The 25,224-nt window shown below is 61.2% G+C and carries 24 protein-coding genes; 21 read left to right on the top strand and 3 right to left on the bottom strand.

Translation table 11 applies throughout. The annotated features are described in order from the left end of the window. Window positions 1-2: 2 nt before the first annotated feature. Window positions 3-1,034 (top strand): Gfo/Idh/MocA family oxidoreductase, encoded by a 1,032-nt coding sequence (locus ABEB22_RS18120; protein WP_339115327.1) that lies wholly within the window; start codon window positions 3-5, stop codon window positions 1,032-1,034. Between the two features lie 4 nt (window positions 1,035-1,038). Next, entirely contained in the window at window positions 1,039-1,962 is a 924-nt protein-coding gene (locus ABEB22_RS18115; protein ID WP_349295207.1) for a TIM barrel protein, read from the top strand. A gap of 23 nt (window positions 1,963-1,985) precedes the next feature. On the opposite strand, the gene ABEB22_RS18110 is transcribed toward ABEB22_RS18115, so the two are convergent. Further along, complete coding sequence (locus ABEB22_RS18110; protein WP_349295206.1) at window positions 1,986-2,327, bottom strand: zinc ribbon domain-containing protein YjdM; 342 nt, start codon at window positions 2,325-2,327, stop codon at window positions 1,986-1,988. Between the two features lie 264 nt (window positions 2,328-2,591). On the opposite strand from ABEB22_RS18110, the gene queD reads away from it, so the two are divergent. The 8 genes from queD to glnT all read left to right on the top strand — a co-directional run bounded on the left by queD (window position 2,592) and on the right by glnT (window position 10,222). Continuing rightward, window positions 2,592-2,945: a 6-carboxytetrahydropterin synthase QueD gene (gene queD / locus ABEB22_RS18105; protein WP_349295205.1), complete on the top strand. Its 354-nt coding sequence runs from the start codon at window positions 2,592-2,594 to the stop codon at window positions 2,943-2,945. Then, entirely contained in the window at window positions 2,942-3,667 is a 726-nt protein-coding gene (gene queE, locus ABEB22_RS18100; protein ID WP_349295204.1) for a 7-carboxy-7-deazaguanine synthase QueE, read from the top strand. The genes queD and queE overlap by 4 nt, the downstream gene beginning before the upstream one ends. A 60-nt stretch (window positions 3,668-3,727) precedes the next feature. After that, window positions 3,728-5,071, top strand: a complete 1,344-nt coding sequence (gene dgt / locus ABEB22_RS18095; RefSeq protein WP_406871207.1) for a dGTP triphosphohydrolase — start codon at window positions 3,728-3,730, stop codon at window positions 5,069-5,071. A 63-nt stretch (window positions 5,072-5,134) separates the two neighbouring features. Beyond that, window positions 5,135-5,770, top strand: coding sequence for an XRE family transcriptional regulator (locus tag ABEB22_RS18090; RefSeq protein ID WP_349295202.1), 636 nt, complete (start codon window positions 5,135-5,137; stop codon window positions 5,768-5,770). A gap of 167 nt (window positions 5,771-5,937) precedes the next feature. Next, window positions 5,938-6,825: a glutamine amidotransferase family protein gene (locus ABEB22_RS18085; RefSeq protein ID WP_339115320.1), complete on the top strand. Its 888-nt coding sequence runs from the start codon at window positions 5,938-5,940 to the stop codon at window positions 6,823-6,825. A 3-nt stretch (window positions 6,826-6,828) separates the two neighbouring features. Further along, window positions 6,829-7,512 carry a GXGXG domain-containing protein gene (locus ABEB22_RS18080; RefSeq protein ID WP_349295201.1) on the top strand — a complete coding sequence of 228 codons (684 nt, stop codon included), beginning with the start codon at window positions 6,829-6,831 and terminating at the stop codon, window positions 7,510-7,512. Window positions 7,513-7,523: 11 nt separating this feature from the next. Next, a complete protein-coding gene (locus ABEB22_RS18075) occupies window positions 7,524-8,849 on the top strand; it encodes an FMN-binding glutamate synthase family protein (RefSeq protein WP_339115318.1) in 1,326 nt (441 codons plus the stop codon). A gap of 68 nt (window positions 8,850-8,917) precedes the next feature. Further along, window positions 8,918-10,222: a type III glutamate--ammonia ligase gene (gene glnT, locus ABEB22_RS18070; protein ID WP_349295200.1), complete on the top strand. Its 1,305-nt coding sequence runs from the start codon at window positions 8,918-8,920 to the stop codon at window positions 10,220-10,222. A 31-nt stretch (window positions 10,223-10,253) separates the two neighbouring features. Here the strand turns inward: glnT and ABEB22_RS18065 are convergent, their stop codons facing one another. Next, a complete protein-coding gene (locus tag ABEB22_RS18065) occupies window positions 10,254-11,204 on the bottom strand; it encodes a GlxA family transcriptional regulator (protein ID WP_349295199.1) in 951 nt (316 codons plus the stop codon). Window positions 11,205-11,314: 110 nt separating this feature from the next. Between ABEB22_RS18065 and ABEB22_RS18060 the strand changes: the two genes are divergently transcribed. The 9 genes from ABEB22_RS18060 to nrdF all read left to right on the top strand — a co-directional run bounded on the left by ABEB22_RS18060 (window position 11,315) and on the right by nrdF (window position 21,694). Beyond that, window positions 11,315-12,565 carry a sarcosine oxidase subunit beta family protein gene (locus tag ABEB22_RS18060; RefSeq protein WP_349295198.1) on the top strand — a complete coding sequence of 417 codons (1,251 nt, stop codon included), beginning with the start codon at window positions 11,315-11,317 and terminating at the stop codon, window positions 12,563-12,565. Between the two features lie 10 nt (window positions 12,566-12,575). Next, a complete protein-coding gene (locus tag ABEB22_RS18055) occupies window positions 12,576-12,845 on the top strand; it encodes a sarcosine oxidase subunit delta (protein ID WP_349295197.1) in 270 nt (89 codons plus the stop codon). Continuing rightward, window positions 12,842-15,787 (top strand): sarcosine oxidase subunit alpha family protein, encoded by a 2,946-nt coding sequence (locus tag ABEB22_RS18050; protein ID WP_349295196.1) that lies wholly within the window; start codon window positions 12,842-12,844, stop codon window positions 15,785-15,787. The genes ABEB22_RS18055 and ABEB22_RS18050 overlap by 4 nt, the downstream gene beginning before the upstream one ends. After that, window positions 15,780-16,334: a sarcosine oxidase subunit gamma gene (locus ABEB22_RS18045; protein WP_349295195.1), complete on the top strand. Its 555-nt coding sequence runs from the start codon at window positions 15,780-15,782 to the stop codon at window positions 16,332-16,334. The genes ABEB22_RS18050 and ABEB22_RS18045 overlap by 8 nt, the downstream gene beginning before the upstream one ends. Window positions 16,335-16,418: 84 nt before the next feature. Beyond that, complete coding sequence (gene purU / locus ABEB22_RS18040; RefSeq protein WP_349295194.1) at window positions 16,419-17,303, top strand: formyltetrahydrofolate deformylase; 885 nt, start codon at window positions 16,419-16,421, stop codon at window positions 17,301-17,303. Between the two features lie 630 nt (window positions 17,304-17,933). Next, on the top strand, window positions 17,934-18,158 hold the full coding sequence (gene nrdH, locus ABEB22_RS18035) for a glutaredoxin-like protein NrdH (protein ID WP_349295193.1): 225 nt from the start codon (window positions 17,934-17,936) through the stop codon (window positions 18,156-18,158). 10 nt (window positions 18,159-18,168) lie between these two features. Beyond that, window positions 18,169-18,591 carry a class Ib ribonucleoside-diphosphate reductase assembly flavoprotein NrdI gene (gene nrdI, locus ABEB22_RS18030; protein ID WP_339115309.1) on the top strand — a complete coding sequence of 141 codons (423 nt, stop codon included), beginning with the start codon at window positions 18,169-18,171 and terminating at the stop codon, window positions 18,589-18,591. Next, window positions 18,567-20,702: a class 1b ribonucleoside-diphosphate reductase subunit alpha gene (gene nrdE, locus ABEB22_RS18025; RefSeq protein ID WP_349295192.1), complete on the top strand. Its 2,136-nt coding sequence runs from the start codon at window positions 18,567-18,569 to the stop codon at window positions 20,700-20,702. The genes nrdI and nrdE overlap by 25 nt, the downstream gene beginning before the upstream one ends. A gap of 23 nt (window positions 20,703-20,725) precedes the next feature. After that, complete coding sequence (gene nrdF, locus ABEB22_RS18020) at window positions 20,726-21,694, top strand: class 1b ribonucleoside-diphosphate reductase subunit beta (RefSeq protein WP_349295191.1); 969 nt, start codon at window positions 20,726-20,728, stop codon at window positions 21,692-21,694. A gap of 197 nt (window positions 21,695-21,891) precedes the next feature. Here nrdF and ABEB22_RS18015 read toward each other — a convergent pair whose 3' ends face one another. Beyond that, complete coding sequence (locus ABEB22_RS18015) at window positions 21,892-22,152, bottom strand: hypothetical protein (protein ID WP_349295190.1); 261 nt, start codon at window positions 22,150-22,152, stop codon at window positions 21,892-21,894. A gap of 500 nt (window positions 22,153-22,652) precedes the next feature. On the opposite strand from ABEB22_RS18015, the gene ABEB22_RS18010 reads away from it, so the two are divergent. Further along, window positions 22,653-23,177 (top strand): VOC family protein, encoded by a 525-nt coding sequence (locus ABEB22_RS18010; protein WP_339115305.1) that lies wholly within the window; start codon window positions 22,653-22,655, stop codon window positions 23,175-23,177. Window positions 23,178-23,311: 134 nt separating this feature from the next. Beyond that, on the top strand, window positions 23,312-25,198 hold the full coding sequence (locus tag ABEB22_RS18005) for a PhoX family phosphatase (protein ID WP_349295189.1): 1,887 nt from the start codon (window positions 23,312-23,314) through the stop codon (window positions 25,196-25,198). Window positions 25,199-25,224 lie beyond the last annotated feature (26 nt).

Genomic DNA, 25,224 nt, shown 5'->3' with positions numbered 1-25,224 from the left:
TTATGCGATTTGGAGTTGTAGGTTACGGCACGGGCGGTCAGCATTTCCACGCCCCCTATATTCAGGCGGCCAAGGGCTGCGAGCTGACGGGGATCGTGGCGCGGGCACCGGCGACCATTGCCAAGGTGCGCGCCGATTTCCCCGATGTGGCGATATTCTCCAGCCTGACCGAGATGCTGGACAGTGGGACGGTTGATGCGGTCACCATCACCACCCCGCCTGCCACCCGCGATGCGCTGGTGCGCGAGGCAGCGGCCAAGGGCGTGCATGTGGTGGCCGACAAGCCCTTCGCGCCCTCGGCGGAGGCCGCACGTTCGCTCGCGGCGCTGGCGCGGGAGACGGGGATTACGCTGGGGGTCTATCACAACCGTCGGTGGGACGCCGATTTCCGCACGCTGATGGCGGTGAAGGCGGCGGGCAAGCTGGGCAACCTCTGGCGCTTCCATTCGCGTATCGAGCAGGACAGCCCCGAGACGGTCGAGGCCGGTCCCGAGGGCGGGCTCTTGCGCGATCTGGGCAGCCATATGGTCGATCAGGCGCTGGCGCTGCTGGGGCCGGTGGTCTCGGTCGATGCGCAGCTTGATATTGCCGAGCTGGAGGGGGGCGCGACCGATGCGGGTTACACGATCACCCTGCGCCACGAGAGCGGGGTGCATTCGCATCTCTCGGCCAGCAAGATGAACGCTGTGGTGATGAAGGAATTCCGGCTTTATGGCGCGAATGGCAGCTATATCTCGCAAGGCCAGGATATTCAGGCCAAGCAGATCTTCTCGGGCGAACGCCCTGTCGATGATCTGGCGGGCTGGGGCTATGAGGCCGAGGAAGACTGGGGTGTGCTGCGCCTGCGCGGGCAAGGCGATGAGGTGATCCCCTCCGAACAGGGCGCCTATCACGCCTATTACGAGGCCTTTGCCAAATCCGCCGCAGCCGGTGGACCGGCGCCCGTGACGCCCGATGAGGCGGTGGCGGTGCTGGCGGTGCTCGATGCCGCGCGGCTGAGCGCCGAAGAGGGGCGCAGCGTTTCGCTGCGGTGAGAGCATGGATGTGACCGTGACCTGTGCGCCCTGCTGCTGGGGGGTGGATGATGTGAGAAATCCGCATCTTCCGCCTTGGCAGAAGGTGCTTGATGAAGCGCGTGATGCCGGTTTCGGTGGGCTGGAGCTGGGGCCTTATGGCTATATGCCCCTCGATGTTACTCTGGTGGGCGAGGCGCTTGTTTCACGCGGGCTGAGCATCGTGGCGGGCACGATCTTCGATGATCTGGTGACGCCCGCCAATCGCGAGAACCTGCTGCGCCAGACCCGCGAGATCTGCGCGCTGATCACGGCACTGCCCCAGCCGCCTGCGCATGGGGGCCAGCGTTTCCCCGCGCCCTACCTGACGGTGATGGATTGGGGCCATGATGCGCGCGATTATGCCGCCGGTCACGGTGACCGCGCACAGCGTCTATCCGATGAGGCATGGGCGGGGATGATGGAGACCCTGCGCCAGATTGCTGATGTGGCCAGAGGCTATGGCGTGCGGGCGGTGATCCATCCGCATGCGGGCGGGCATATCGAGTTTGCCGACGAGATCGAACGGCTGGTGGCGGATATTCCGCCCGAGGTGGCGGGGCTCTGTTTGGATACGGGCCATACGCTCTATGCGGGGATGGACCCTGTGGCCACGCTTGAAAAATACTGGGACCGGCTCGATTACATCCATTTCAAGGATATCGATGCGGAGGTGTTTGCCGATGTGATGGGCCGCAAGATCCGGTTCTTCGATGCCTGCGGCGAAGGGGTGATGTGCCCGATCGGGCGCGGGGTGATCGATTATCCGGCCATCCATGCGCTTTTGGAAGCGAAGGGCTATGGCGGCTATATCACCATCGAGCAGGAGCGCGACCCGCGCAATACCGGCTCGATCCTCGAGGATCTGGCGGCCTCGCGCAGCTATCTGCGCGAGACGGGATTTGTCTGAGAGAAACGGGTAAGGGTGCGCCCTTACTCGTTCACCTTTTTCACGAATTGCGATTTCAGCCCCATCTGGCCGATGCCGGGGACCTTGCAGTCGATGTCGTGATTGCCGCTAACCAGACGGATGCCGCGCACCTTGGTGCCGACCTTGACCACCGAGGAACTGCCCTTGACCTTGAGATCCTTGATCACGGTCACGGTGTCGCCATCGGCCAGAATATTGCCAACCGCATCGCGGATGACCTCGGCATCGTCGCCAGCGGCTTGCGCCGACCATTCATGCCCGCATTCGGGGCAGGTGAGCAGCGCGTCGACCTCGTAGGTATAGGCGGAGGCGCAATTGGGGCAGGGGGGCAATGTATCCATCATGGCGCCTGCGATAGGTGGCACCCATCCATTTGGCAAGAAAATTCGATAGGTTTGCGCTGATAATCAGATGTGATGTAGCGGCATTTTCCATATCCCCGCCTATGTCTTGCAAGAGCCCATCAGAAACGGTATCGGAAAAATCACCGGTCGCAGCCTACCCGGTTATCAAAACAAGGACTGAGCTATGACGAGTATCCTGCAGGGGCCATGCCCCTTTGATGTTGCATTATGGTGTGTCCTGCCCGTTGCCAAGGAGATGCCCTGATGTTCCGCATCACGAAAGAATTCCATTTTTCAGCGTCGCACCAGCTGACCCATCTGCCCGCCGACCATCAATGCGCGCGGATGCACGGGCATAATTATGTCGTGGTGGTCGAGCTGTCGGCCAGCGAGCTGAATGCCGACGGGTTCGTGCGCGACTATCACGAGCTGAAGGATCTGAAGAACTATATCGACACCCGCTTCGATCACCGCCATCTCAATGATGTGCTGGACTGCCCGTCGACGGCCGAGCATATGGCGCAGCATTTCTATCAATGGTGCAAGGCGCGCTGGCCCGAGGTCACGGCGGTGAAGGTGTCGGAGACGCCCAAGACCTGGGCGGAGTTCCGGCCATGAGCACGGAGCGCATCGGGACGCTGCGCATCTCGGAGATCTTCGGGCCGACCATTCAGGGCGAGGGCGTGCTGATCGGCGAGCCCACGGTCTTCGTGCGCACCGGCGGCTGCGATTACCGCTGTAGCTGGTGTGACAGCCTGCATGCCGTGGATAGCCAGTATCGCCACACATGGCAGAAGATGACACCCGCCGAGATCTGGGACGAGGTGCAGCATCTCTCGGGCAACCGTCCGCTGACGGTATCGCTTTCGGGCGGCAATCCGGCGATCCAGAATCTGGGGCCGGTGATCTCGATGGGACAGGCGGCGGGCTACCGCTTTGCCTGCGAGACACAGGGCTCGATCCCCGCGCCGTGGTTCGGGATGCTCGACACGCTGGTGCTGAGCCCCAAGCCCCCCTCGAGCGGCGAGCGCGTGGTCTGGGAGCGGTTCGACGACTGTGTGAAGGCCGCGGGGTCACATACGCAGGTGGTGATGAAGATCGTCATTTTCGACGAGGAGGATTTCGCCTTTGCCCGTGCGGCGGCGGCGAGCTATCCCGAACTCCCCCTCTATCTGCAACCGGGCAATCCGGAGGTGGACCCCGCTCTGCCCGTCGATCTGGATCAGGCGGCCAAGCGGCTCGAATGGCTGGTTGACCTGACCATTGCGGCGAAATGGTTCCGCCCGCGCGTGCTGCCGCAGCTGCATGTAATGATCTGGGGCAATAAACGCGGCGTGTGATCGCGTCTCGCCTTTGCTGTCTTCGGGCGCTAGAAGGAGACGGCCCCAACGGAGATGAGCATGGACTGGACGAGCCTTCTGTCGAACGAACGCCTGCGCGACCGGAAATATTCGGAAGCCCGCAACCGGTCGATCTTCACGCAGGATTACGACCGGATCGTCTTCTCCGAGCCGTTCCGCCGTCTGGCCAACAAGACGCAGGTGCAGCCGCTTTACGAGCATGACCATGTCCATCACCGGCTGATCCATTCGATCGAGGTGGGGTCGGTGGGCCGGTCTCTGGCGATGTCCATCGGGCAATGGCTGGTGGAGGAAGACGAGATCGCGGCGGGTGAGGAAAACGCGATTGCCAATATCGTGCAGGCGGCCTGCGCGGCCCATGATATCGGAAATCCGCCTTTCGGTCATTCGGGCGAGGCCTCGATCGGGGCGTGGTTTGCCCGTGCCTTTGACGAGGCCCGCGGGGTCTGCGGTGATCTGGACCCCGAGCTACACCCGCAATTTTGCCATTTCGAGGGGAATGCCCAAGGCTTCCGGATCATCGCGCGCAAGGAGATGTATCGCAATGATGGCGGTATGCGCCTGTCGAAGGCGGTGCTGGGCGCGTTCATGAAATACCCGCTCTCGGCGGCAACACATGCGGGGCTGAGCGATTACCGCTCGGCGGGCTATTTCGGAGCCAAGAAATTCGGCATTTTCAATTCCGATCTGGGGCTCTTTGCCGAGGCGGCATCCAGCCTTGGTCTGCCGCAGATTGCCGTGGGCCCCTATCAATGGTGGCGCAGGCATCCGCTGGTCTATGTCGTCGAGGCGGCCGATGATATTTGCTATAATATCGTCGATCTGGAGGATGCCTTCACCACCGGCGAGCTGCCCTTTGATGTGGTGCGCGAGGCGCTGTTCAATCTGGCCGAGAAACCCAATCGTGGGGCTCAGGGCATGACGCAGGCCGAGGAGATTGCTTTGCTGCGCGCGCTCAGCATCGGGCGGGCGATCGACAGCTGCCTCGAGGCATTCAAACAGAATTACGGCGAGATCATGGGCGGCACCTTCGGCCAGGGGCTGGTGGAGGCGGGGCGTCTGGGCGCGCAGTTCGCGGCGATCCGTGCGCTGGCCAAGGCGCGTATCTTTACCGCCCCGCGCAAGACCGAGCTGGAGGTGTCGGGTTACCGGATCATCGGCAATGTGCTCGATGGTATCGCACCGATCTATGACAGGCTTGGCGCGAAAGGCTGGGATGCGGCAGCACTCGATGCGCATTCGGCGCAGGTGGTGCGGGTGCTGGGGCTCGATCTGCGTGATGTGCGCAGCCCCGAGACGGCGCTGCATGCGATGGGAGATTTCGTCTCGGGCATGACCGACCGCTATGCGCTGCGGATTTCGCGGATGCTGTCGGGGATCTGAAGTCTTTCCTGAGAGGAAAATTTCTTGCAAGATGGCCCTTCGAGGATAGCGAAGGAGCCAGAGGTGCCACAGACCAAGAAGGGGTTGCAACAGAACCCCCATGCCGTGCGCGAGATCCGCGAGAAAAATCTCGAGGTGGCGATTGGCCGTCAGGTGCGCGATCTGCGCAAGCGCCAGCGGATGACGGTGGCCGATCTGGCAGGGCAGGCGGGGCTGTCGGTGGGGATGTTGTCCAAGATCGAGAATGGCGTGACCTCCCCCTCGCTCTCGACGATCTCGGTGCTGGCCCATGCGCTGCGTGTGCCGCTGGTGCAGCTGTTCTCGGGCTATGAGGAAGCGCGCGGCTGCATGCATGTGAAGGCCGGCGATGGCGTGGAGATCGAGCGCGAGGGCACGCGGGCCGGTCATCAATACCAGCTTCTGGGCCATATCGGCTCGAACAATTCGGGCGTGGTGGTCGAGCCCTATATGATCACGCTTGAAAGCCCGTCGGACAAATTCCCCATCTTCCAGCATGAGGGGATCGAGCTTCTCTATATGATCGATGGCACGATGACCTACCGCCATGGCGACCAGCGCTATGTGCTGGAGGCGGGCGACTCGCTTCTGTTCGATGCGGATGCGCCGCATGGGCCGGAGGATCTCTCGGACCTGCCGATCCGCTATCTGTCGATCATCACCTATCCGCAATCGCGTTGACCGGGCGCCCAACGCGTGACCATCAATGCGCGAGGGCGGTTAAATTCTAGGCAATGGCGGGGCAGTGATCGGGATCGTAATTATTTTCCTATTAGGAATAAAAAATTCTCCTTAGTGATGTTGAGGAAGGCGCGCTGGCGCCGGTCTCGATGTCTGGGAGATGACCTATGTGTGGGATTGTTGGCCTTTTTCTGAAGAAGGACGATCTGCGCCCGAAGCTGGGCGATATGCTGACCGATATGCTGATCACCATGACTGAACGCGGCCCCGATAGTGCGGGGATCGCGATCTATGGCGATGAGAGCGATGGTGTGAAGATCACCGTGCAATCGGATACGCCGGATGTGGATTTTGCAGGTCTGGAAGACGATCTGTCCAAGGCCGCAGGGGTTGGGGTGTCGGTGAAGGTTGTGTCCACCCATGCCGTGATCAAGGCGCCGATGGAAGCCGAGGCTGCCCTTCTGGCGGCCGTCGAGGCCAAGGGGCTGCGCGTGATGGGCGTGGGCGAAAGCATGGAGATCTACAAGGAGATCGGCCTGCCCAAGGATGTGGCGGCGCGCTTCGGTATCCGTGAAATGGGCGGCAGCCACGGGATCGGCCATACCCGTATGGCGACCGAATCCGCCGTGACAACGCAAGGTGCGCACCCGTTCTCGACCGCCGATGACCAATGTCTGGTGCATAATGGCTCGCTCTCGAACCACAATTCGATGCGCCGCAAGCTGGCCAAGAAGGGCGTGTTCACCAAGACCGAGAATGATACCGAAGTGGGGGCGGCCTATATCTCCTCGCGCATTGCCGAGGGCGCGAGCCTTGGCGAGGCGCTGGAAGGCACGCTGAAGGATCTCGACGGCTTCTTCACCTTTGTCACCGGCACCAAGAACGGCTTTGGCGTGGTGCGTGACCCGATCGCCTGCAAGCCCGCGATCATGGCCGAGACCGAGGATTATGTGGCCTTTGCCTCCGAATACCGCGCCTTCGCCGATTTGCCGGGGATCGAGGCGGCCCGTGTCTGGGAGCCCGAACCCGCCACTGTCTATTTCTGGGAGCGTTGATCCATGACTGTTCTGGATATGTCGCAGATGGAGCTGCGCGAGCTGAACTCCACCCTGCAAGCGGCAGCAAAAGACCGCAAGAACGAAGCTTTTGACATCGCCAATCCGCGCGGCTCTCATGCGGTGGCCGTGGGGCTTGATGGCCCGCTGAGCGTGACCATCAAGGGCTCGACGGGCTATTACTGCGCGGGCATGAACAAGGAAGCCACAGTGACGGTCGAGGGCTCGACCGGTCCGGGGGTGGCCGAGAATATGATGTCGGGCATGGTCACCATCGAGGGCGATGCCAGCCAATATGCCGGTGCTACCGGTCGTGGGGGCCTTCTGAACATCAAGGGCAATGCGTCCTCGCGCTGCGGGATCTCGATGAAGGGGATCGATATCGTGGTGCATGGCAATATCGGCCATATGTCGGCCTTCATGGCGCAGCGCGGCAATCTAGTTGTTCTGGGGGATGCGGGCGATGCTTTGGGCGACAGCCTTTATGAGGCGCGTCTGTTTGTGCGCGGCAAAGTGAAATCGCTCGGCGCCGATTGCGTCGAGAAGGAGATGCGCCCCGAGCATATCACCTTCCTGAAGGATATTCTCGAGAAGACCGGCGCCGATGCCAAACCCGAAGAGTTCAAACGCTACGGCTCGTCGCGCAAGCTCTACAATTTCAACATCGACCACGCAGACGAATATTGAGGAGCGCGAAGATGGAAAAGACACCGCAGACCGAACCGCGCCAGAGCTGGACCTTCTCCAAGGAGGTCAATTCCGAGATCCGCCGTGCCGCGGCGACCGGTATCTATGATATCCGTGGCGGGGGCGCAAAACGCCGTGTGCCGCATTTCGACGACCTCTTGTTCTTGGGCGCGTCAATGTCGCGCTATCCGCTCGAGGGCTATCGCGAGAAATGCGACACCTCGGTGACTCTGGGCACACGTTTTGCCAAGAAGCCGATTGAGCTCAAGATCCCGATCACCATTGCGGGCATGTCTTTTGGCGCGCTGTCGGGCCATGCGAAAGAGGCTCTGGGGCGCGGGGCGTCGCTGGCCGGCACCTCGACCACCACCGGCGATGGCGGCATGACGGAAGAAGAGCGCGGCCATTCGGAAAAGCTCGTCTATCAGTATCTGCCCTCGCGCTACGGGATGAACCCCGATGACCTGCGCCGCGCCGATGCGATTGAAATCGTGGTGGGGCAGGGTGCCAAACCGGGCGGTGGCGGGATGCTGCTGGGTCAGAAGATCACCGAACGGGTTGCGGGCATGCGTGATCTGCCGGTCGGTATCGACCAGCGTTCGGCCTGCCGTCACCCCGACTGGACCGGCCCCGATGATCTGGAGATCAAGATCTTGGAGCTGCGCGAGATCACCAATTGGGAGAAGCCGATCTATATCAAGGTGGGGGGCGCGCGCCCCTATTACGACACGGCGCTTGCGGTGAAAGCCGGTGCCGATGTGGTGGTGCTTGATGGCATGCAGGGCGGCACGGCCGCCACGCAGGATGTGTTCATTGAAAACGTTGGCCAGCCGACGCTGGCCTGTATCCGCCCCGCCGTGCAGGCGCTGCAGGATCTCGGCATGCACCGCGAGGTGCAGCTGGTGGTCTCGGGCGGTATCCGCTCGGGGGCTGATGTGGCAAAGGCCTTGGCCCTCGGCGCGGATGCGGTGGCGATCGGCACGGCGGCGCTGATCGCGCTTGGCGATAACGACCCGCGTTGGGAGGCCGAATATAACGCGCTCGGCACCACGGCGGGCGCCTATGACGACTGGCATGAGGGCCGAGATCCGGCGGGCATCACCACGCAGGACCCCGAGCTGATGAAGCGGCTCGATCCGGTCGCGGCAGGGCGCCGGTTGCGCAACTACCTCAACGTGATGACGCTCGAATGCCAGACCATCGCGCGGGCCTGTGGCCATAACCATGTCCATAATCTCGAGCCCGAGGATCTGTGCGCGCTGACGATGGAAGCGGCCGCGATGGCGCAGGTTCCGCTGGCGGGCACCAACTGGTGGCCGGGCAAGGGCGGCTTCTGAGCCAGCCGGAAGACAGGGCGAGGGCGGCAAACGCCCCGCCCCATGCAACAGGGATAAGAGGTGTTCAGATGGCAGGATTGGCCGCGTTTGCCCGCGAGAAGGGCGTCAAATATTTCATGGTCTCCTATACGGATCTCTTCGGGGGCCAGCGCGCGAAGCTGGTGCCCGCGCAGGCGATCACCGATATGGAAGAAGACGGCGCGGGATTTGCGGGTTTTGCCACATGGCTCGATCTGACGCCTGCCCATCCCGATATGCTGGCGGTCCCCGATAGCGCCTGCGCGATCCAGCTGCCATGGAAGCCCGAGGTGGCTTGGGTTCCGGCCAATTGCGTGATGGAAGGCGAGCCGGTGGATCAGGCACCGCGCAATGTGCTGAAGAAGCTGGTCGATGAGGCGGCGGCCGAGGGGCTGCGGGTAAAGACCGGTATCGAGGCCGAGTTCTTCCTGCTGACGCCTGAGGGCGATCAGATCTCGGACCCCTATGATACCGCGGCCAAACCCTGCTACGACCAGCAGGCCGTGATGCGGCGCTATGATATCATTGCCGAAATCAGCGATTATATGCTGGAGCTCGGCTGGGGTGCCTATCAGAACGACCATGAGGATGCCAATGGCCAGTTCGAGATGAACTGGGGCTTTGATGATGCGATGGTCACCGCCGACCGCCACAGCTTCTTCAAGTTCATGGTGAAGTCGATCGCCGAGAAACACGGTATGCGCGCCACCTTCATGCCCAAACCCATCGAGGGGCTGACGGGCAATGGCTGCCACGCGCATATCTCGGTCTGGGATCTGGAGGGCAAGGTCAATGCCTTTGCCGATAAGTCCAAAGAGCTGGGCCTCTCGGATCAGGGCCGCACCTTCCTGGGCGGCATCATGAAGCACGCGGAAGCCTTGGCCGCGATCACCAACCCTACGGTCAATAGCTATAAGCGGATCAATGCGCCGCGCACGACCTCTGGTGCGACATGGGCGCCCAATACGGTCACTTGGACCGGCAATAACCGCACCCATATGGTCCGCGTCCCCGGTCCGGGCCGGTTCGAGCTGCGCCTGCCCGATGGGGCGGTGAACCCCTATCTGTTGCAGGCGGTGATCATTGCGGCGGGGCTTTCGGGCATCCGCTCCAAGGCCGATCCGGGGCCGCGCCATGACATCGACATGTATGCCGAAGGCTACAAGGTGAAGGATGCGCCGCGCCTGCCGCTGAACCTGCTCGATGCGCTGCGCAATTTTGACGCCGATGAGGGGCTGAAAGCCGCGATGGGGTTGGAGTTCTCGGCCTCCTATATCAAGATGAAGATGCAGGAATGGACGTCCTTCGTGTCGCATTTCTCGCAATGGGAAAAGGACAATACGCTCGATATCTGAGCGCGGAATTACCCCTCCTGATGCCCGGCGCTCACTCTCGTGACGTCGGGCTTTTTTTGTCGCGCAGGCTGCGCGGCGCATGACCATAGGCCTCGCGGAAGCGGTCGGCAAAATGCGACTGGGTGGCGAAACCCGTCAGATGCGCGATTTCCGAGAGCGGCAGCCGCGTGTTCACGATCAGCTCGCGTGCCTTCTCCAGACGGATCTGGCGATAGACCTCCATCATTGTCCGGTCCATGGCCGATTTGAACTGCCGCTGCACCTGCCTGAGCGAGGCACCTGCAAGGCTTGCCAACTGGCTCTGGTCGAGCGGATCGGCGATATGGCTTTCCATCAGCTCGATACAGGCGGTCACCACAGGCGGCATCACCCCGTATCGCGCCTCGATCGAGGCGATTTGCGGGGCTTCGGGCCCGCGCACCTCGGTCTGCATGAACCAGTCCGCGATCCGCCGTGCGAAGCCCGTGCCGAAATCGCGTGTAATCAGCGCATACATCATATCCAGAGGCGCTGTGCCGCCTGCGCAGGTATAGCGGTTGCGGTCGATCACAAAGAGCCGCCGTTCCAGCAGCCAGTCGCCGCCCATCGCCTCGATATCCTCATAATGATGCCAATGGACGGTAAAACGCCGCCCTTCCAGCAACCCCGCCCGTGCAAGGACCAGCGCCCCGCCCGAGATGCCGCCCAAGGCCACGCCCTTCCGGTCGGCGTCACGCAGCCATGCCATCAGGGCAGGGTCGGTCACGCGGGCCGGATCGCCGCCCGCCACCACGAAGACCAGATCGAACTCGGGCGGGGTCGTGCGGAAGGGGCGTGCCGGAAATTCCGACCCGATCGAGGAGACCGCACGCTCCTGGCCCGCGAGAATCGTGATCTCGTAGCTGCCCGGGCGGAACTGGTTGGCCGCGCGCAATGGCTCGAGGGCCGAGGCCGTGGACATTAGCGCATAGCCGTCCAGAAGCAGAAAGGCGATATGTTGCATAGGCTTGCCCGATTAATCCTAATGGCATTTTTACGATAGTATATGGCGTATATAAAGAAGTTTATTCATCTGATCCCGCATAGCCTGAGCCAGATAAAGGAGCGCAGGTCATGAAGTTTTCAGGGTTCAGGGTGCTGAAAGAGGCGCTGACGGGGCATAAGGGATGGGGGCCTTTGTGGCGCGATCCCGAGCCCAAACCGGCCTATGATGTGATCATCGTCGGCGGCGGTGGTCATGGTCTCTCGACGGCCTTTTATCTCTCGAAAAACTTCGGCCATCTGAAGATCGCGGTTTTGGAAAAGGGCTGGCTCGGCTCGGGCAATATCGGGAGGAACACCACGATTATCCGCTCGAACTACCTCTTGCCCGGAAACCAGCCCTTCTACGAGCTGTCGATGAAGCTGTGGGAAAACCTCGAGCAGGAGACCAATTTCAACTCGATGGTCAGCCAGCGCGGGATCTACAACCTGTTCCATAGCGACGGACAGCGTGATGCCTATCGTCGGCGCGGCAATGCGATGATGCTCTCGGAGGCTGGCGCGAAACTGGTGGATGCGGCCGATCTGCGGGGCATGCTCCCCTATCTCAATTTCGACAATGCCCGCTTCCCGATCAAGGGGGCGCTGATCCAGCCCCGCGCGGGCACGGCGCGCCATGATGGCGTGGTCTGGGGCTATGCGCGCGGCGCCGACCAGCGTGGCGTCGATATCATCCAGAATTGCGAGGTCGCGGGTTTCCGTATCAATAATGGCCGTGTCGAGGGGGTCGAGACCTCGCGCGGCTTTATCGGGGCGAAGAAGGTCGGTGTGGCGGTGGCCGGATCCACGAGCCGTGTTATGGAAAAGGCGGGGATGCGCCTGCCGATCGAGAGCCATGTGCTGCAGGCCTTTGTATCCGAAGGGCTGAAACCGCTGATCGACAATGTGATCACCTTTGGCGCGGGGCATTTCTATATCAGCCAGTCCGATAAGGGCGGGCTGGTCTTTGGCGGCGATATCGACGGCTATAATTCCTATGCGCAGCGCGGTAATCTTCCGGTGGTCGAGGATGTGCTCGAAGGCGGCATGGCCTTGATGCCGATGATCGGGCGCGCGCGGCTGTTGCGCAATTGGGGCGGCATTATGGATATGTCGATGGATGGCTCGCCCATCATCGACGAGACGCCGGTCTCGGGGCTCTACCTGAATGCGGGCTGGTGCTATGGCGGGTTCAAGGCGACGCCTGCCTCGGGCTTCTGCTTTGCCCATCTTCTGGCCACGGGGCAAAGCCACGAGGTCACCGCGAAGATGCGGCTTGATCGTTTCGCGCGTGGCTATGTCATTGATGAAAAGGGCGTTGGTGCCCAACCGAACCTGCACTGAGGCCCAGATCATGCTGATACCCCATCCTCTTCTTGGCCTGCGGGACGCGCAGGAGTTTACTTATCTGGGCGATGTCTCCCTGATGGCGCGGCCTGCGCCTGATGCGGGCGAGGCGGCCTTTGCCGAGTATGTTTTCCTGCGCGACAATCCGGCAGGTGTGCATCGCGAGCTCTGGTATCACGAGCAGGGCGACCGCTCGTGGCTGATCGTCACCCGCAACACGCTGACCCACGAGATCTTGGGCGCCGAGCTTGCAATTAACGCGGAGGGCGCGAAATGAGCCGTTTGTCTGGCGGTCTGGTGGACCGCAATGCGCCGCTGAATTTCCGCTTTGACGGGGCCGAGTATTCGGGGTTTCAGGGCGATACGCTGGCCTCGGCGCTTCTGGCCAATGGTGTGCAGCTTATGGGGCGCTCGTTCAAATATCACCGCCCGCGCGGTGTGGTGGCGGCAGGTTCGGAGGAACCCAATGCGCTGGTGACCCTGCGCACCGGCGCCTATGCCGAGCCCAATACCCGCGCCACCGTGGCAGAGCTTTATGATGGGCTGGAAGCGTCCTCGCAGAATTATGCAGGCGCGCTCGAGCGCGACTGGCTGGCGGTGAATGATCTCCTGTCGCCCTTCTTTGCGGCGGGGTTCTACTACAAGACCTTCATGTGGCCGCGCGCCTTCTGGGAGAAACTCTACGAGCCGATGATCCGCAAGGCGGCGGGGCTCGGGGCGCTGTCGGGCCTGCCCGACCCTGATGCCTATGATCGCGGATACCTGCATTGCGACCTTCTGGTGGTCGGTGGTGGTGCGGCGGGCCTGATGGCGGCGCTGACCGCGGGCCGTGCGGGGGCCAAGGTCATTCTGGCCGATGAAGATTTCGCTTTGGGCGGGCGGCTTCTGGCCGAAAGCCATACGCTGGATGACGCGCCCGCGACCGATTGGCTGCGCGCCACCGAGGCCGAGTTGCGCGCGATGCCCAATGTGCGGGTGATGACGCGGATGACGGTGTTCGGCACCTATGATCACGGCGTTTACGGCGCGGTCGAACGCGTGTCGGACCATCTGGCGGAGGCGGGCGGGAAAGTCCGCCAGACGCTCTGGCGGATCACCGCGCGGCGCACCGTGCTGGCCGCAGGTGCTACCGAGCGGCATATTCCCTTTGCCGATAATGACCGTCCGGGCATCATGCTGGCGGGCGCGATGCGCGCCTATGCCAACCGTTGGGCGGTGGCGCCCGTGCGGCAGGCGGGCGACGGGATCGCGATCTTCACAAATAATGACGATGGTCACCGGACGGCGCTCGATCTTCTGGCCAGAGGTGCCAAGGTGGCGGGCGTGGTGGATGTGCGCACCGATGCCAAGGCTCTGGGTGACTATCGCCTTTATGCCGGATCGGTGGTGACGGGCAGCAAGGGGCGGCTCGGGCTGAAGCGGATCGAGATCCGCTCGGGGCATAAGGCCGAGTGGCTCGATTGCGGCGCTTTGGGCGTGTCGGGCGGCTGGAACCCCAATGTGCATCTGGCCTCGCATCATCGCGGGCGTCCGGTCTGGAACGAGGATCTGCTGGCCTTCGTGCCGGGTGAGGGCGGGCCTGCGGGGCTGATCCCCGCAGGAGCCTGCAATGGTGAGGGCTCGACCGCGCAGGCGATGGCGTCTGGCGCGCGGGCGGCGGCGCGCGCGCTCCGCGATCTCGGGATCGCGGCTTCTGTGCCCGATCTGCCCAAGGCCGAGGATATACCGCTGGAGCAGGCGGCCTTCTGGCATGTGCCGGGCAAAAAACGGGCCTGGGTCGATTTCCAGAATGATGTGACGGTGAAGGACATCGCGCTGGCCCATAAGGAGAATATGCGCCCCGTCGAGCATCTCAAACGTTGGACGACGCTTGGCATGGCCACCGATCAGGGCAAGACGGCCAATGTCTCGGCGCTGGCGGTCATGGCTGAACTTACCGGCAAACCGATCCCAGAGACCGGCACCACCATCTTCCGCCCGCCCTATACCGGCGTGTCTCTGGGGGTGCTCGGCGGAGGCGATACGGGGCCGCATTTCCGCCCGACGCGGCTGACGCCCACGCATGAATGGGCCAAGGCGCGCGGGGCGAAATTTGTCGAGGTCGGGCAATGGATGCGCGCGCAATATTTCCCGCAAGGCGCGGAGACAAACTGGCGCGAGAGTGTGGACCGTGAAGTGCTGGCCGTGCGTGCGGGCGTTGGGCTATGCGACGTGACCACGCTCGGCAAGGTCGATGTGCAGGGTGCGGACGCGGGCGAGTTTTTGAACCGGATCTATGCCAATATGATGGGCACGCTGCCGGTGGGCCGTGTGCGATACGGGATCATGTTGCGCGAGGATGGCCATATCTATGATGACGGCACCTGCGCGCGGCTGGCCGAGGATCACTATGTGGTCACCACGACCACCGCCAATGCGGGGCTGTGCTACCGGCAGATGGAATTCGCGCGGCAATGTCTGTGGCCCGATCTGGATGTGCAACTGATCTCCACCACCGAGGCTTGGGCGCAGATTGCCGTGGCGGGGCCGAAATCGCGTGAGCTTCTGTCGCGGATCGTCGACGGGTTCGACTTGTCGAACGAGGCCTTCCCCTTCATGGGCTGTGCAGAGCTGACCATTTGCGGCGGCCTGCGGGCGCGGCTCTTCCGGATCTCTTTCTCGGGTGAATTGGCCTACGAGATCGCGGTGCCGGCACGTTTCGGCCATGCGCTGATGGAGCGGTTGATGGAGACGGGCGCCGATCTTGGTGTGACGCCCTATGGCACAGAGACGCTGGCTGTGCTGCGGATCGAGAAGGGCCATGCGGCGGGGGCGGAGCTGAATGGCCAGACCACCGCGCAGATGCTGGGTCTGGGCAGGATGGTCTCGGCCAAGAAAGACTCGATCGGTGCAATCATGTCGCGCCGCGAGGGGCTGGCTGCCGACAAGCGCCGCCTTGTGGGGCTGCAACCGCTCAACCCTGAGGAACGGATCTTTGCGGGCTCGCATTTGTTCACCCGTGGCGACCGTCGCACGATGGATACCGATCAGGGCTGGGTGACCTCGGCCTGCTACTCGCCCCATGTCAAAAGCCATATCGCGCTTGGTTTTGTGGAACATGGCGAGACGCGCATGGGTGAGGTGATTGTTGCCTATAATCCGTTGGAAAATCAGGGCTGTGATTGCCGCATCGTGCCTGCCCATTTTGTTGACCCAGAGGGGGAGCGCCTCCGTGACTAAGCCCGTGAAAGATCTGATTGCACTGACCGCTTTGGGGAACGACGCGCCCAAAACCGAAACTCTGGGCGCACTGACCCTGACCGAACGTCCAGATATCGCGCTGGCCTCGCTGGCCATGCGGCGCGGGCAGAGCTTGAGCGAGCTGGCAGGGATGGTCCTGCCCGCACCCGGCGCGCTCGTGCAGGGCGCAGGTCTGACCGCCTTCTGGGCGGGGCAGGGACAGTGGATGATCGAAGGGCTATCCCGCGCGCATGAGGATTTCGCCGCATGGGTCAAAACGCAGGCCGAGGGCGCCTCGGTGACCGAGCAGACCGATGGCTGGGCGGCGTTTGACGTAACGGGCGAGGATGTCGAGGCGCTCCTCGAGCGGCTGGTCAACCTGCCTGACGCGGCCAAGGCCACCGGCATGGCAACCCGCACCGGCCTGCACCATATGTCGGTCTTTCTGTTGCGGCTTGCGCCCGATCACTGCCGGATCTGGGGTATGCGCTCCTATGCCGGCAGTCTCTGGCATACGCTTCATGAGGCCGCTGCGCGCCTTGGCTGATGTTTTAGGGTAGTGTCCCTGCCTCTTCTCTTCCTGCGGCCGATCGGTCATATCTGATCGGGCGAAAGATTTCTGGATATAGTCATGACCAAATATTGCCTGACCGTCACCTGCCCCACCAAACGCGGGATTGTCGCTGCCATTTCCGGTTTTCTGGCCGATAAAGGGTGTAATATCACCGATAGCGCCCAGTTCGACGATCTGGAGACGGGCAATTTCTTCATGCGGGTGAGTTTTGCCTCGGAGACCGGCAATGATGCCGACAGCCTGCGCGCCGAGTTCGCCCCCGTGGCCTCCGGCTTCGGGATGGATTTTGCCTTCCATGACGAGGCGACCAAGATGAAGGTCGTCATCATGGTCTCGCGCTTCGGGCATTGCCTGAACGATCTGCTGTATCGTGCCCGTATCGGGGCGCTGCCGGTAGAGATCGTGGCCGTGATCTCGAACCATATGGATTACCAGAAGGTCGTGGTGAACCACGATATTCCCTTCCATTGCATCAAGGTGACCAAAGAAAACAAGCCCGAGGCCGAGGCCCGCATCATGCAGGTGGTCGAGGAGGCAGGCGCCGAGCTGATCGTTCTGGCACGCTACATGCAGATCCTCTCGGACGAGATGTGCCAGAAGATGTCGGGGCGGATCATCAATATCCACCATTCCTTCCTGCCGTCGTTCAAGGGCGCGAACCCCTATAAGCAGGCCTTTGCCCGCGGGGTGAAGCTGATCGGGGCGACCTCGCATTATGTGACCGCCGATCTCGATGAGGGCCCGATCATCGAGCAGGACACGGTGCGCGTGACCCATGCGCAATCGCCCGAGGATTATGTCTCGCTGGGGCGCGATGTGGAAAGCGCGGTTCTGGCGCGGGCGATCCATGCCCATGCCCATCGTCGGGTCTTTATCAACGGCTCGAAAACGGTGGTCTTCCCCGCCTCTCCGGGCTCGTTCTCCTCCGAGCGTATGGGCTGAGCGGTAAGAGCTTCCTCCTAGATATAGTGGTGTGCATCTTCCATGGCCGTCCCCCGGGGCGGCCATCGGGCATTTGAGGCGTGATGTTGACGTAGGGGACAGGCGAGCGGATCCGTGCTAGGCTCGTGCTCTGGGCGACCGGTCCTGTGGACGAATCCGCGCCCGCGATTCGAGTTGCAGAACCCCCGTCTTTCGTCCAGCCCAACAATTATTTTTTTCGGTCTTTGCTTCCGGCGGTCTTCTTTGTAGCCAGAGCTCCAACGATTCAGGCGGTTGCGCGCTGTCGGGGATGCGGGGTATTCCGCCCCTAGGGAAGCGCGGGGAATGGCTAAAAACCTCTGGACTTCAGACGCAATTCAGCTACTATATATAGCGCATCAGATGGAACCGGATACCATATCCGCTCCGTGTAGAGGTCCGGAAGTCAAGCCGGACCCTCCGTAGGGTGAGTTGCTTTTCAGGTCCTGGGGGACTGTTGTGGCACTAGACGGAGAATAGAGCGGGCCTTATGGGCGCCTCCTGCGGATCTGATGAGTGATAATGTCCACGGGCGGTATGTCCGGGGGGAGTTTGGCAGAAATGCGATCCACCTTCCGAATGTCCGCCCCTTTGCTTCGGGGTCGAGAGCCTATGTCTATTACGGTTTATTCCAAACCTGCCTGCGTCCAATGCACTGCCACCATTCGCGCGCTCAATGCCCGCGGGATCGAGCATGATGTGATCGACCTGACGCTGGATGCGGAGGCGATGGAAAAAGTGACCGGCCTTGGCTACCGTCAGGCCCCAGTTGTGGTGACCGACGCTGATCATTGGGCAGGTTTCCGTCCGGATCGTATCGCGACCCTCGTCGCCTGATCGCAAGCCGATGACCGGACTGGCCTATTTTTCCTCGGCCACCGGAAACACGCATCGCTTCGTCACCCGGCTCGGTCTGCCTGCTATACGCATCGGGGGCACCGAAGATCGCTCGGCCAGTTTGGCCGAGCTGCCTTTTGTGCTGATATGCCCGTCTTATAGCGATGGCGAGGGCCGGGGAGCGGTTCCGAAACCCGTGATCCATGCTTTGAACAACCCCGAGATACGCAAGAATATCAGGGGTGTGATCGGCACTGGAAACACCAATTTCGGGATCTACTATGGCTATGCGGGCAAAGTGATCGCCGAGAAATGCAAGATCCCGCTGCTCTACCGGTTCGAGTTGAGCGGCACCGACCTAGATATTGCCCGCGTCAGAGACGGGCTCGAGAAATTCTGGAGAGCACAATGCTTGACAAAGCAGACGCCGTAAAAGGGCTCGATCACCACGCGCTGAACGCGCTGTTGAACCTTTACGATGCGGATGGGAAAATCCGTTTCGAGGCAGACCGTCAGGCCGCGCGCGCCTATTTCCTCAACCATGTGAACCAGAACACCGTGTTCTTCCATTCGCTGGACGAGAAGCTCGATTACCTCGTTGACGAGGGCTATTACGATGCCGCCGTGCTGGAGCTCTATGATCGCGACTTCTGCCGCCAGATCTGGGATGCCGCCTATAAGAAGAAGTTCCGCTTCCCGACCTTCCTTGGCGCATTCAAATATTACACCGCCTATACGCTGAAGACCCGCGACGGCCAGCGCTACCTCGAGCGTTACGAGGACCGTGTGGTGATGGTCGCGCTGGCGCTGGCGCGCGGTGACCGCAAGATGGCGCTGTCGCTGACCGAAGAGATGCTGGCGGGCCGCTTCCAGCCGGCAACGCCGACCTTCCTCAACGCGGGCAAGAAGAGCCGCGGCGAGCTGGTGTCCTGCTTCCTGCTGCGTCTCGAAGACAACATGGAATCGATCGGTCGCTCGATCAATTCGGCGCTGCAGCTGTCGAAGCGCGGCGGTGGTGTGGCCTTGATGCTCACCAACCTGCGCGAAGCAGGCGCGCCGATCAAGGGCATCGAGAACCAGTCCTCGGGCGTCATTCCGGTGATGAAACTGCTCGAAGACAGCTTCTCCTATGCCAACCAGCTGGGCGCGCGTCAGGGGGCAGGGGCCGTTTACCTCAACGCCCACCACCCGGACATCCTGAAATTCCTCGACACCAAGCGCGAGAATGCCGACGAGAAGATCCGCATCAAGACGCTGTCGCTGGGCGTGGTGATCCCCGATATCACCTTCGAGCTGGCCAAGCGCGATGCCGAGATGTATCTCTTCTCGCCGCATGATATCCAGAAAGTCTATGGCTGCGCCTTCTCCGAGATCTCGGTCACCGAGAAATATGACGAGCTGGTGGCCGATGCCCGTATCCGCAAGACCAAGATGCGTGCACGCCGCTTCTTCGAGATTCTTGCCGAGATCCAGTTCGAATCCGGTTACCCCTATCTGATGTTCGAAGACACGGTGAACCGCGCCAACCCGATCGACGGGCGCATCACCATGTCGAACCTCTGCTCCGAGATCCTGCAGGTGGCCGAGCCCTCGACTTTCCACGAGGATCTGAGCTACGACCATATGGGCACCGATATCTCGTGTAACCTCGGCTCGCTCAACATCGCGCGCGCGATGGATGGCGGCGATCTGGGCGCGACCGTGGAGGCCGCGATCCGCGCGCTGACGGCTGTGTCGGAAATGTCGGCGATTGATGCAGTGCCCTCGATCCGCAAGGGTAATGACCAGAGCCACGCGATTGGTCTGGGCCAGATGAACCTGCACGGGTTCCTTGCGCGCGAGCGCATTCATTACGGCTCGGAAGAGGGGATCGATTTTACCTCGGCCTATTTCGCGGCTGTGGCCTATCACGCACTGCGGGCCTCGAACCTGATCGCCCGCGAGAAGGGCGAGAGCTTCGTGAATTTCGAGAAGTCGGATTATGCCAATGGCAGCTTCTTCGAGAAATATGTGACCCGCGACTGGCTGCCGGAAACCGAGACCGTCACGGCGCTCTTCGAGAAATTCGGCATCACCCTGCCGACCCGCGCCGATTGGGCCGAGCTGCGTGAGGCGGTGATGGCACATGGGCTCTATAACCGTAACCTGCAGGCCGTGCCGCCGACCGGTTCGATCAGCTATATCAACAATGCGACCGCCTCGATCCACCCGATCACCGCGCGCATCGAGATCCGCAAAGAAGGCAAGATCGGCCGCGTCTACTATCCGGCGCCCTATATGTCGAATGACAACCTTGAATATTACAAGGATGCCTACGAGATCGGTCCCGAAAAGCTGATCGACACCTATGCGGCGGCCACCGAGCATGTCGATCAGGGCCTGTCGCTCACGCTGTTCTTCCCCGATAGCGCGACGACCCGCGATATCAACCGTGCACAGATCCGTGCATGGAAATCTGGGATTAAGACCATCTATTACATCCGGCTCCGCCAAGCCGTGCTCGAAGGCACGGAAGTGCAGGGCTGCGTCTCCTGCAGCCTGTAACTGTCGGGAAAGGAAAGAGTTTCATGCTTGACCAAATGAAGAAAGCGCCGCTCAAGGCGGTGAATTGGAACCGGCTTCAGGATGATAAGGATCTTGAGGTCTGGAACCGTCTGACGTCGAATTTCTGGCTGCCGGAAAAGGTGCCGCTGTCCAATGACGTGCCCTCCTGGGCCAATCTGACGCAACACGAGCGCCAGCTGACAATCCGTGTGTTCACGGGTCTGACGCTTCTGGATACCGTCCAGAACACCGTCGGTGCGCCGACGCTGATGGAAGATGCGGTCACGCCCCATGAAGAGGCGGTTCTGTCGAATATCGCCTTCATGGAAGCCGTGCATGCGCGGAGCTATTCCTCGATCTTCTCGACGCTGTGCATGACCGCAGAGGTGGACGAGGCCTTCCGCTGGGCTGAGGAAAACCCGCATCTGCAGCGCAAGGCAAACCTGATCCTCAAGGAATACAAGGCCGAGGATCCGCTGCGCAAGAAAGTGGCCTCGGTCTTCCTCGAGAGCTTCCTGTTCTATTCGGGCTTCTATCTGCCGATGTGGTGGTCGAGCCGCGCCAAGCTGACCAACACCGCCGATATGATCCGCCTTATCATCCGCGACGAGGCGGTGCATGGTTATTACATCGGCTACAAGTTCCAGCGCGCTCTGGAGAAGGTCTCCGAAGAGGAACGTGCGGCCGTCAAGGATTTCGCCTTCGCGCTGATGTTCGACCTCTACGAGGTGGAAACGCAGTATACGGCGGAGCTTTATGACGATATCGGCCTGACCGAGGATGTCCGCCACTTCCTGCATTACAACGCCAATAAGGCGCTGATGAATCTGGGATACGAGCCGCTCTTCCCGCCGGAAGCCTGTGAGGTGAACCCCGCGATCATGGCGGCCCTCTCGCCCGATAGCGAGAACCACGACTTCTTCTCGGGCTCCGGTTCAAGCTATGTCATCGGTAAGGCCGTGGCCACCGAAGACGAAGACTGGGATTTCTGATCCTCGCGCCTCGCTCCACCAGAGCGGGGCGTTTTATAGACCCCGCGTAAAACAAAGCCCCTGACGACCTGTCGGGGGCTGATGCGTTTGAAGGTAGGGGAGGGGTGATCCCGACCAGGGCCCGAGCCAGAGGCGCAATCGCCATATGCCGGGGCCGGTCGTATCATCTGCCCGATCCGGAGGCCGGATCGTGGCGATCAGATCGCGCCGAAGCGCTGGAATTGACGGTATTTTGCCGTCGCCGCATAAGCATAGGAACGGATCCGGTCCGCCATTCCCTTGCGGGCAGATACGGGGGCCACGAAGGTATCCGCCAAGGTCCAGTCATGACCGGCTGCGGCGTTTTCGGGTTTGATCCGCACATAATACTGGCCGTTTTCGACGGTCAGGTGGAAAGGTTGGCCATCAAGCTCGCCTGTGGCGTGATGGTTCGTCAGTTCAGTCAGTTTAAGTCCCATTCGGGTATCCTTTATTCTTGTGAGACACGGGGCATTGTGTCAGTCAGGTGCGCCCCTGGGTTGCGTTCATCATGTGAACTTCACGGAGTATGCGCTGGGAATCTTTCCAACTCGGAAACAGATCCATGACATTTCCATGAAATTTCCAGCCCGATCGGCACAGGGCCGACCTGCATACCAGGCAAAAACCGGATATGCGGCACCACCTACAGGAGCAGCTGTAGCGTGGTAGGTCACTTCTGACCGGAAATCGTAACGCCGTTCGGTGGGCGTGATCGGGGATATCCCCGATGGATCGAGAGCAGCCATAGGCTTCCCACTATCCTCTCTAGCATCTGGTATTTTTGATCCTTAAGTCAAGATTTATCTCCGAAATATTCACCATTATCCTGCTCACGGCAAAATTTTGAAAAATCCCGAAACCCAAGCGGAGGCAGACGCGTTGACCGGGTATACCCGCGGGTCGCGGGAAGTTTTCTTATATTATAAGAGGTTGTAGCATGACAGATGATGTGTTTCTGGGGCTTGAACATGTGGCGCTGACCGTTCCCGATATTACCGAAGCCGAGGTGTTTTTCGAGAAGGCCTTTGGCGCGACAATCCTGTTCCGTGCCAAAACCAAAGACGAGGATCCGATTACCGGTCCTGAAATGAACCCGATCAACGATCTGGCGATGGAAAGTGCCGTGAAGGCGATCACCATGATTCGGATTGGATCCGGTCCGAATATCGAGCTGTTCGAGGTAGAGAATACCGGCCGTAAGGACCAGCCTCGCTTCGAGGATCAGGGCTATCATCATATCTGCATCTATTGCCGTGACATGCAGGAGGCGATTGCCAAATTGAAGGCCGCTGGTGCCGAGATCCTGAAAGGCCCGATTGACGGGGGAGGGCCGGAAGAGGGGCCCGGAAACCAGTCCCAATTCTGCAAAACGCCTTGGGGATTGATCATCGAGTTCAATCACATGCCGTCGCCGATGCACTACGCGAAAGAAGCGACGCAGACCCGCTATTTCCCGGACTAAAAAAGAAAGATATCAATGCTCCCTTTCCAATCACAGGAAAGGGAGCATGTCGTGATTTCTTAAGGCAAACGTCACAAAACCTTTTCATTGGCTCATTAACTCCTCGCTCATCAAGTGAAACGAGGAACGCCAAAATGACGAAGCTGCCTCCGCATAAGATGCCCGCCGATGAGTGGGATGAGCTGCATTTTCCCCGCCCCGAAGAGAACGAATTCGACCGTGTGGTCGAGCGCGCCATCTCGCGCCGTGGCTTCCTGAGTGGCCTCGTGGCCTTCGGTTCCGGCGCGGTTGCAATGGGCACCGGCCTTCTGAACTCGACCTCGGCGCAGGCCCAGGCCGCCTCGCGTTTCCCCTTCACCCCGATCGACGCACAGACCGATATGACGGTGCATGTGCCCGAGGGCTGGAACTGGAAAACCATGGTCAGCTGGGGCGACCCGCTCTTCGATAATGTGGCCGATTTCGATGCCACCAACGGTGTGACCGCGGCGGATTCGGACAAGGTCTTCGGCGAGAATACCGACGGGATGGAGACGTTCCAGATCGGATCGCACGAGATCATCGCGATCAACAATGAATATGTGAATTCCGAGATCAACCTCCCCCATACCCCCGATGGCGTTCCGCAATCGGCCGAGGATGTGCGCACGCTCCAGAACTTCCAGGGCGTGACGGTGATGGAGATCGCCGAGGGCGAGAACGGCTATGCACCGGTGAAGAACTCGCGCTTTAACCGCCGCCTGCACCATAATGCGGAGATGGCGATCTCGGGTCCGGCCGCAGGCCATGCGCTGATGCAGACCGCGGCAGACAGCACCGGCACCAAGGTATTGGGCACGATGGGCAATTGCGGCGCGGGCAAGACGCCGTGGGGCACCTATCTGACCTGCGAGGAAAACTTCAACGGCTATTTCGGCGGCATGGCGACCGGTATCTCCGATACGGTCAAGGCGGGGTATGACCGCTATGGTCTGGGCGACGAGAGCCAGTATGGCTACGAGAAATTCGATCCGCGCTTTGATCTGGGCCAGAACCCCAACGAGCCGCACCGCTTCGGCTGGGTGGTCGAGATCGACCCGACCAACCCCGAGAGTACGCCGGTCAAACGCACCGCTCTGGGCCGTTTCAAACACGAGAATGCCGAAGTCACGCTGGCGCCCGACGGGCGTGTGGTGGTCTATCTGGGCGATGACGAGCGCGGCGAGTTCCTCTACCGCTATGTCTCGACCAACCCCTATGTCGCGGGTCAGCCGACGGACGGTCTTCTGGATGACGGCATCCTTTATGTGGCCAAGTTCCACGATGACCAGACCGGCGAGTGGCTCGCCATGACCCCCGAGACCACCGGCATGGAGATGGCAGAGATGCTGATCTTCGCCCGTCAGGCGGCCTCGAAAGTGGGCGCGACCACGATGGACCGCCCCGAATGGATTGCCGTAAACCCCTATGCGGTCGAGGCCTATTGCTGCCTGACCAATAACAAGAACCGCGGCGTGAAGCCGAATGCCGGTGGCGATGACACCGCCGTCAACGGTCCGAACCCGCGCAATGCCAATAACTACGGCCAGATCGTGCGCTGGTATCCGAGCGACGACAACCATGCCGGAGAGACGTTCAAATGGGATCTCTTCGTGATGGCGGGCAATCCGGAGGTGCATTCGGATGCCTATGCAGGCTCGAAGAATGTCACCGGCGGCAATATGTTCAACTCGCCCGATGGCATGACTTTCGATAGCGCGGGCCTGTTGTGGATCCAGACCGATGGCGAGGATAGCAACGAGGGCGATTATGCCGGTATGGGCAATAACCAGCAGCTCGCGGGCGACCCGACCACCGGCGAGATCGCGCGCTTCCTGACCGGCCCTAATGGCTGCGAGATCACCGGCCTTTGCTGGTCGGCGGACCGCCGCACCATGTTCGTGGGCATCCAGCACCCGGGCGGGAGCTGGCCTGCCGAGAGCGGTCTGCCGCGCTCGAGCGTGATCGCGGTGAAACGCGATGACGGTCAGCTGGTCGGCTGAGCCACCCGCTCAATACCGAACCCTCC

It is taken from the genome of Thioclava sp. 'Guangxiensis', from assembly GCF_045348365.1.
Lineage (GTDB): Bacteria > Pseudomonadota > Alphaproteobacteria > Rhodobacterales > Rhodobacteraceae > Thioclava > Thioclava kandeliae.
The sequence above is the reverse complement of the archived record's forward strand: the minus strand, read 5'-3'. Positions and strand labels throughout refer to the sequence as shown.

Coding starts and splice junctions, on each gene's coding strand:
- ABEB22_RS18050 (WP_349295196.1), top strand. CDS start 12,842: ATGAGCCGTTTGTCTGGCGGTCTGGTGGACCGCAATGCGCCGCTGAAT.
- ABEB22_RS18110 (WP_349295206.1), bottom strand. CDS start 2,327: ATGATGGATACATTGCCCCCCTGCCCCAATTGCGCCTCCGCCTATACC.
- ABEB22_RS18010 (WP_339115305.1), top strand. CDS start 22,653: ATGACAGATGATGTGTTTCTGGGGCTTGAACATGTGGCGCTGACCGTT.
- purU (WP_349295194.1), top strand. CDS start 16,419: ATGACCAAATATTGCCTGACCGTCACCTGCCCCACCAAACGCGGGATT.
- ABEB22_RS18065 (WP_349295199.1), bottom strand. CDS start 11,204: ATGCAACATATCGCCTTTCTGCTTCTGGACGGCTATGCGCTAATGTCC.
- nrdI (WP_339115309.1), top strand. CDS start 18,169: ATGACCGGACTGGCCTATTTTTCCTCGGCCACCGGAAACACGCATCGC.
- ABEB22_RS18055 (WP_349295197.1), top strand. CDS start 12,576: ATGCTGATACCCCATCCTCTTCTTGGCCTGCGGGACGCGCAGGAGTTT.
- ABEB22_RS18115 (WP_349295207.1), top strand. CDS start 1,039: ATGGATGTGACCGTGACCTGTGCGCCCTGCTGCTGGGGGGTGGATGAT.
- ABEB22_RS18080 (WP_349295201.1), top strand. CDS start 6,829: ATGACTGTTCTGGATATGTCGCAGATGGAGCTGCGCGAGCTGAACTCC.
- ABEB22_RS18120 (WP_339115327.1), top strand. CDS start 3: ATGCGATTTGGAGTTGTAGGTTACGGCACGGGCGGTCAGCATTTCCAC.
- ABEB22_RS18085 (WP_339115320.1), top strand. CDS start 5,938: ATGTGTGGGATTGTTGGCCTTTTTCTGAAGAAGGACGATCTGCGCCCG.
- dgt (WP_406871207.1), top strand. CDS start 3,728: ATGGACTGGACGAGCCTTCTGTCGAACGAACGCCTGCGCGACCGGAAA.
- ABEB22_RS18005 (WP_349295189.1), top strand. CDS start 23,312: ATGACGAAGCTGCCTCCGCATAAGATGCCCGCCGATGAGTGGGATGAG.
- ABEB22_RS18015 (WP_349295190.1), bottom strand. CDS start 22,152: ATGGGACTTAAACTGACTGAACTGACGAACCATCACGCCACAGGCGAG.
- nrdH (WP_349295193.1), top strand. CDS start 17,934: ATGTCTATTACGGTTTATTCCAAACCTGCCTGCGTCCAATGCACTGCC.
- ABEB22_RS18060 (WP_349295198.1), top strand. CDS start 11,315: ATGAAGTTTTCAGGGTTCAGGGTGCTGAAAGAGGCGCTGACGGGGCAT.
- nrdE (WP_349295192.1), top strand. CDS start 18,567: ATGCTTGACAAAGCAGACGCCGTAAAAGGGCTCGATCACCACGCGCTG.
- ABEB22_RS18075 (WP_339115318.1), top strand. CDS start 7,524: ATGGAAAAGACACCGCAGACCGAACCGCGCCAGAGCTGGACCTTCTCC.
- queE (WP_349295204.1), top strand. CDS start 2,942: ATGAGCACGGAGCGCATCGGGACGCTGCGCATCTCGGAGATCTTCGGG.
- nrdF (WP_349295191.1), top strand. CDS start 20,726: ATGCTTGACCAAATGAAGAAAGCGCCGCTCAAGGCGGTGAATTGGAAC.
- queD (WP_349295205.1), top strand. CDS start 2,592: ATGTTCCGCATCACGAAAGAATTCCATTTTTCAGCGTCGCACCAGCTG.
- glnT (WP_349295200.1), top strand. CDS start 8,918: ATGGCAGGATTGGCCGCGTTTGCCCGCGAGAAGGGCGTCAAATATTTC.